5 protein-coding genes are annotated in these 6,186 nt (G+C 72.2%); 3 read left to right on the top strand and 2 right to left on the bottom strand.

Features of this window, described 5'->3' with window-relative positions; all coding sequences use genetic code 11:
- Positions 1-79 precede the first annotated feature (79 nt).
- Entirely contained in the window at positions 80-655 is a 576-nt protein-coding gene (locus ACFUPX_RS38860; protein WP_383333483.1) for a PadR family transcriptional regulator, read from the top strand.
- A gap of 13 nt (positions 656-668) precedes the next feature.
- A complete protein-coding gene (locus ACFUPX_RS38865) occupies positions 669-1,370 on the top strand; it encodes an HAD family hydrolase (protein WP_383333485.1) in 702 nt (233 codons plus the stop codon).
- 54 nt (positions 1,371-1,424) lie between these two features.
- Here ACFUPX_RS38865 and ACFUPX_RS38870 read toward each other — a convergent pair whose 3' ends face one another.
- Positions 1,425-4,655, bottom strand: a complete 3,231-nt coding sequence (locus tag ACFUPX_RS38870) for a cytochrome P450 (protein WP_383333487.1) — start codon at positions 4,653-4,655, stop codon at positions 1,425-1,427.
- Positions 4,656-4,813: 158 nt separating this feature from the next.
- On the opposite strand from ACFUPX_RS38870, the gene ACFUPX_RS38875 reads away from it, so the two are divergent.
- On the top strand, positions 4,814-5,434 hold the full coding sequence (locus ACFUPX_RS38875) for a PAS domain S-box protein (protein WP_383333491.1): 621 nt from the start codon (positions 4,814-4,816) through the stop codon (positions 5,432-5,434).
- Positions 5,435-5,452: 18 nt separating this feature from the next.
- Here ACFUPX_RS38875 and ACFUPX_RS38880 read toward each other — a convergent pair whose 3' ends face one another.
- Positions 5,453-5,791 (bottom strand): MerR family transcriptional regulator, encoded by a 339-nt coding sequence (locus ACFUPX_RS38880; RefSeq protein WP_383333489.1) that lies wholly within the window; start codon positions 5,789-5,791, stop codon positions 5,453-5,455.
- Positions 5,792-6,186: the final 395 nt, after the last annotated feature.

Genomic DNA, 6,186 nt, shown 5'->3' on the forward strand with positions numbered 1-6,186 from the left:
GCAATGGTTCGCTGACGTTGATAGTCAATTTGTTGAGTAGGTGCGGAGGAGACTAATCACATCGGTGTACGGTGTCCAGATGTCTCTCAAGTACGCGGTGCTCGCGGCGCTCCTGGAGGGCGAGTCGTCTGGCTACGACCTGGCCAAGATCTTCGACGTCTCCGTGTCGAACTTCTGGTCCGCGACGCCCCAGCAGCTCTACCGCGAACTGGAGCGCCTCGCGGGAGACGGCCTGATCGACGCCCGCGTGGTGCAGCAGGAGCGCAGGCCGAACAAGCGGATGTTCACGCTCACCGATTCGGGCCTGCGGGATCTGCACGCCTTCGCCGCCGAGCCGCCCCGGCCCATCGCCATCCGGGACGAACTCATGGTCAAGGTGCAGGCCATGGACGGCGGTGACCCGGCAGCCACCCGCGCGCTGATCGAGGAGCGCATGGAGTGGTCGCGCGGCAAACTGGCCCGCTACGAACGGCTGCGCCGCCACCTCCTCGGAGGCCGCGAGGAGTCGGAGTATCTGCGCGACGCCGAGCGCATCGGCCCCTACCTCACACTGATGGCGGGCCGCTCCCTGGAGGAGTCGAACCTACGCTGGGGCGAGCGGGTCCTCGAGATCCTCGACCGACGATTCGACTACGCCGACAAGGGCGGGGCTTGAGGAGGCAGCAGCAGTGGACGCAGCAGTGGACCCAGCGCCTGACGTGGACCAGGCGCGGCCGGACGCGGCGCCGCGTGCGGTGCTCACCGACTTCGGCGGCGTGCTGACCACCAGCGTGCTCGACTCGTTCCGCTCCTACTCCGCGCGGGTCAGCGACGATCCGCTGCTGATCGAGCGCCTCTTCCGGGAGGACACGGAGGCGTCGGCGCTCCTCGTGGAGCACGAGTGCGGACGCATGAGCGAGGCCGAGTTCGAGCAGGGCATCGCGGGGCGGCTGCGCGAGCAGGGCGTGGAGGTGGATGCGGCGGGCCTCGTCGCCGCGATCGGGGCCGGGCTGCGGCCGGACGAGAAGATGCTCGCCGCGCTGCGCGGGCTGCGTGCCCAGGGGATCCCGGTGGCGATCGTGTCGAACGCACTGGGCGACGACTGCTATCTGGGATACGACCTGGACGCGCTCGCGGACGCCGTGGTCATCTCCAGCGACATCGGCTCCCGCAAGCCGGGCCGCCGCATCTACCGAACGGCCTGCGAGCGCCTCGGCGTCGAGCCGTCCGCCTGCGTCATGATCGACGACCTGGAGCACAATCTGAGCGGGGCGGCCCGCCTCGGCATCCGCAGCCTGCACCACGTCGACAGCGACGAAACGGTGCGCGCCCTGGGCGAGTTGTTCGGCGTCGAGTCGCTCGCGGGGCCCGGCGCGTCCGACACCCCGTAGCCGCCCGCACGCCGGGCCCGGAGCACCGGACCCGGCGTCAGCGGCGCGCCTGCCTCACCCGGCGGCGTACACGTCCTCCACGTACCGCCCCTGTGCGGTCAGCTCGCTCAGCCACTGTTCGGAGTCCGCCGCCGTGGCTCCGGGCGTGCGGCCCCGATGCAGTGCGCGCAGGGCGTCGCGTACACCCGGCGCCATGCGTGAGCCGTCGCCGCACACGTACACCCGGGCTCCGGCGGTCAGCAGGGCCCACACCTCGTCGCCCTCCGCCGCGATGCGGTGCTGGACGAAGGCCGCCCCGTCGACGGGGGAGGCGCTGAAGGCGGGGCGCAGCGACACCGCTCCGGCCGACTCCGCGGCGCGCAGCTCATCGGCGTGCAGGAAGTCCGCGTCCGGTGCGTCGCACCCGAAGTAGCACAGAGCGGGCGGGAGTTGAGCCCCCTTGCCGGCCAGCTCCGCGCGGTCGGCGATCGTTCCCCGGAACGGGGCGAGGCCCGTGCCCGCGGCGACCATGATGACGGGCGCCGCGTCCGCGTGGTCGATGCGGAAGGCCTCACGGCACGGCTGGACACGAGCCAGGACGGTGTCGCCCGGACGCACCCCGTTGAGGTGGCCGGAGCCCGTGCCCCGGTACAGCCGCCCGCTGCCCGAGCGGGCCGGGGCCTGAAGGAGGGACACCATCAGGTCGGCGTGAGCGGGGCTCACCCCGGGCGACGAGGACACCGAGTAGTGGCGGGGCCGCAGCGGCGTGAGCACGTCCAGGAGCCGCGGCCACTCCAGGGCCCCGCGCAGGGCCGGGCAGGCCTCGACCAGTTCGAGCAGCGTGCGCCCGTCGGCCGCGCGCGCCTCGGCTCCGTCGGCGAGGGCGGCGAGTTCGGCCCGCTCCGGCGGGCAGGGGTTGGCTGCGGCGAGCACGGCCAGCTGACCCGCGGTGGGCCGGTCCTGCAACTCGACGTGCAGCATCAGGAGTTGGCGCACCGTCAGCGGACGGTCCACCGCGAGGCCGTCGCGGCGCGGACGGCTCGCGCGGATGTCGAGCACCGTCTCCAGATCCACGCCGAGCGCGGCGGCGGCCCGATCGACGAGCGCCGGTTCGTTGACCGGCAGCACGGCGAGATGGTCGCCGGTGCGATAGGTCATCCCGTCGGGCAGGGCGAGTCGCACGAAGCGCTTCGTACGGGGATGGCCGGGCGCCGTGAGGTCGTGGGCCTCGCTGACCGTCATCGGAACGAGCCCGTGCCGCGCGGCGAGCGCGTCCAGCGGACCGCCGGTGACCTCGCGGACCTCGTACGCGTCCGAGGGCTCGGCGCTCACCGGGGACTCCAGCGCGTCGGGATCGCCGTACCGCTCCAGAAGAGCCCTGCGCAGCCGCGCCGTGAAGTCGCGCACCGTGCCGCCGAGATCGCCGGAGGCGTCGGCCGCCGTGCGCGCCAGGAGCCGGGCGCCGCCGAGCTCCGCGAGCCGCTCGTCGAAACGCGTCGGGACGTGCTGATACGTGGCGGCCCAGTTGCGGTCGCCCACACCGAGGACCGCGTACGTGACGTCATCGGCGGTGCCCGCCGGTGCGCCCTCCAGCCAGGACGCGAACACCGTGGCGTCGTCGGTGGGCCGGCCGTTGTAGGAGGCGGCGGTGACCACGACCGGCCGGTCGGTGGGCAGGGCGCCCGCGTACGCGTCCAGCGGCGCGATCTCCGTGTCGCAGCCCACCGACGCCGCCTCGTCGGCGAGTTGGGCGGCGAAGTCCCGGCAGGTCCCGTAGTTGCTGCCGTGCAGGAAGAGCGCGCGGGTGCCGGGCAGGACGCGCGCGGGCAGGGCGGTCGCGTCGGGCTCCGCCGCCGTCGGGCCGGACGCCGCGCCGGGCAGCGGGCCGTGCACGCGGTCGGCGGCGGTGCGCGGCGAGAGCGTGAGAGTGAAGCCGTCGGGCTTGAGGGTGAGCGTCTCCTTGACGCTGAGCCGGTAGTCGGCGTGGTCGTGCAGGCGGTAGCGGTGCACCAGCATCCCGAGCAGCATGGTCGCCTCGTGCAGCGCGAACTGCCGCCCGATACAGGCCCATTCACCGGTGCCGAACGGCTTGAACGCGTGCGGCGAGCGCGCGGCCTCCGCCTCCGGGGTGAAGCGCTCCGGGTCGAACAGTTCAGGGTTGTCGCCCCACACGGGCCCGCGGTGCAGCATCGGCGCCAGCACGGTGACGCCCTGCCCCGCACGGAGCGGGATGCGGCCGCCCAGGAGCGTGTCCTCGCGGGCGTGGCGTCCGAACGCGGCGGCCGTCGGCCACAGGCGCAGTGCCTCGTTGAGCACCTGGCGGGTGTATGTGAGCCGCCCGACGTCGTCGAAGGTCGGCTCGGGATCGGCGGCATCGCCCCACAGAGCGTCGACCTCACGCCGTACGAGATCGAGGACCGCGGGATGCTTGGCGAGGTAGTACATCGCGAAGGACATCGCACCGGACGTCGTCTCGTGCCCCGCGATCAGGAAGGTGATGACCTGGTTGCGGATGTTGGCGGTGTCCAGCTTCGTGCCGTCGCCCGGGTGTGTGGCGCTGAGCATCAGGCCGAGCAGGTCCTCGGCGGGTCCGTCGCCCGCGGCGCCGCCGGACCGCGCGGAGATGACCTCGTCGACCACCTGCGCCAGGTAGTCGGCATCGGCCCGGAAGAGCGCGTCCTGCGCGGAGTGGTCGCTGCCCGGCGTGCGGCTCAGCCGCGTCATGCTCCACTCCAGGCAGCGGACCATGGACCCGATGAAGGGATGCGGCTCGGCCCGCTCGAACGAACCGAAGTCGTAGCCGAACCCGGCGAGCCCGATGGTGTCCAGGGTCATCCGCGTCATGTCGCCCGGTACGTCCACGGGGCGCCCGTCGCGCGCGCCGCGGTCCCACGACTCGACGAGCCGCTGGGCGACACGCAGCATCGTCGGGTGGTAGGTCCGCATCGAACCCAGCGCGAAGGCGGGCATCAGGATGTCGTGCGCGCGGGCCCAGTTGGGCTCGTCGTTGTACGCGGTGAACAGGCCGTCGGCGGTGAACTCGCGCACGTTCTGCAGGGCGGGGCCGACGTATTTGGCGAAGCGGGTCTCGTCGGAGAGTTCGGTGACGAGATCGAGATCGCTCACGAACAGCGCCTCGCGGCCGTGCAGCCGCCGCCGCACCACGGGCCCGTGCTGACGGAGCAGTTCCATGACCTGCTGCACCGGGGCGGGCCCTGGCCCGGTGGCGGAAATGTCGATCAGTGGTACGCCGTCGACGTCGGGGGCTGCGTCCTGGGGGAGCGGTGCGGTGGTGGTGGTGGGCATGGCGTGACAACTGCCTTTCGCCGTACGGAAGTCACTGCACCCCCAGCTTGCGACCCGCTCCCCGGGGGCACGCGCCGTACCACTACATGATTGTGTAGTGGCGAATGGCGTACCGCCCTTGACTGCCCGTGACCGGAAGGATTCGCCCCGTGGACCCCATGGATGCGGTGGACTCCGTGCTGTGGCGCAATCGCGCCATGCTCCTCTTCAACCGCATCCCGATGCCGGTCGCGGTGTGCGACGCGAGCGGGGCGATCATCCTCGCCAACCCGGCCATGGCGGCGGAGTGGGGCGAGACCTCGGGCACCCTGCAAGGGCGCAACGTGCTGGAGCTGTTCCGCCCCGAGGAGGAGACACAGGTCCTGCGGATCGCCGAGGCGGTGCGCCTGGGCCGCCGCTCGCGCTATCCGGTCGGGGTGCACTGGGCGGCGGCCGACGGGGTGCGGCGCCGCGGCGAGCTGACGGCGGAGCCGGTGAGCGACACGGTCGACGCCGTCCCCGGCCTCCTCGTGCTGCTCCGCGTCCTGGGCGAGGAACGCGCCCCGGCTCCGGCACCCGTCGAAGCCGCCTCCGCGGCCGAGGCCCGCATCCTGGCCCTGCTGGCCGGTGGCGCCACCACGGCGCGGGCGGCCCGCGAGACGGGGCTCACGCGCGACGGGGTCACCTACCACCTGCGGCGCCTGACCGACCGCTGGGGCGCGGCGAACCGGACGGAACTGGTGGCACGGGCGTACGCGCTGGGGGTTCTCGTCCCGGGGGTCTGGCCTCCGGCCGTGTGAGCCTGCGGCGGGCGGCGCTCAGCTCGGGGTGTCGCTCGTGCCGGACCCGGCGCGGCGGTACTCGGCGTTGATGCGCTGGGCCTCCTCGAGCTGGTCCTCGAGGATGACGATGCGGCAGGCCGCCTCGACCGGGGTGCCCTGGTCCACCAGTTCGCGGGCGCGCGCGGCGATCCGCAGTTGGTAGCGGGAGTACCTCCGGTGGCCGCCCTCGGAGCGCAGCGGTGTGATCAGCCGGGCCTCACCGATGGCCCGCAGGAAGCCGGCTGTGGTGCCGAGCATCTCGGCGGCCCGCCCCATGGTGTAGGCGGGGTAGTCGTCGTCGTCCAGACGACCGGTGAGCGGGGTATCTGCAGTCATGTCACCTCGTTGTGCCAACGCGTCGAGGGGCCTTGGTGCCGTACGGCACCAAGGCCCCGAAGGAAATTCAACACCATCTGCCGGTCCAGTCGCTGCGCCGGCCTCTTGTTTCCGCCGTCCGGCCCGAGAACGGGCGGGAATGCGGGGATCGCTGATGCGTGACCGAGGACCACCTTCCAATCCGGGGTCTTGCGGCACCCGGGCCGAAACGATCTCGGGCCGGGCGATCCTGATGGCGTCTGCTCCTCCGTTCTCCCTCTGGGTCTATAGCTATGAGAGAAACCCTAATCATGCGACCGCTCAATGTCTACTCTCGCGAGAATAGATTTTGTGGGCTGCTGTCCGGATCCATGGTTCGAGGGCATACGAAGAGGGCCCTGCCGGCATGTGCCGGC

Origin of the sequence: Streptomyces sp. NPDC057302, assembly GCF_042667685.1 — a bacterium.
Lineage (GTDB): Bacteria > Actinomycetota > Actinomycetes > Streptomycetales > Streptomycetaceae > Streptomyces.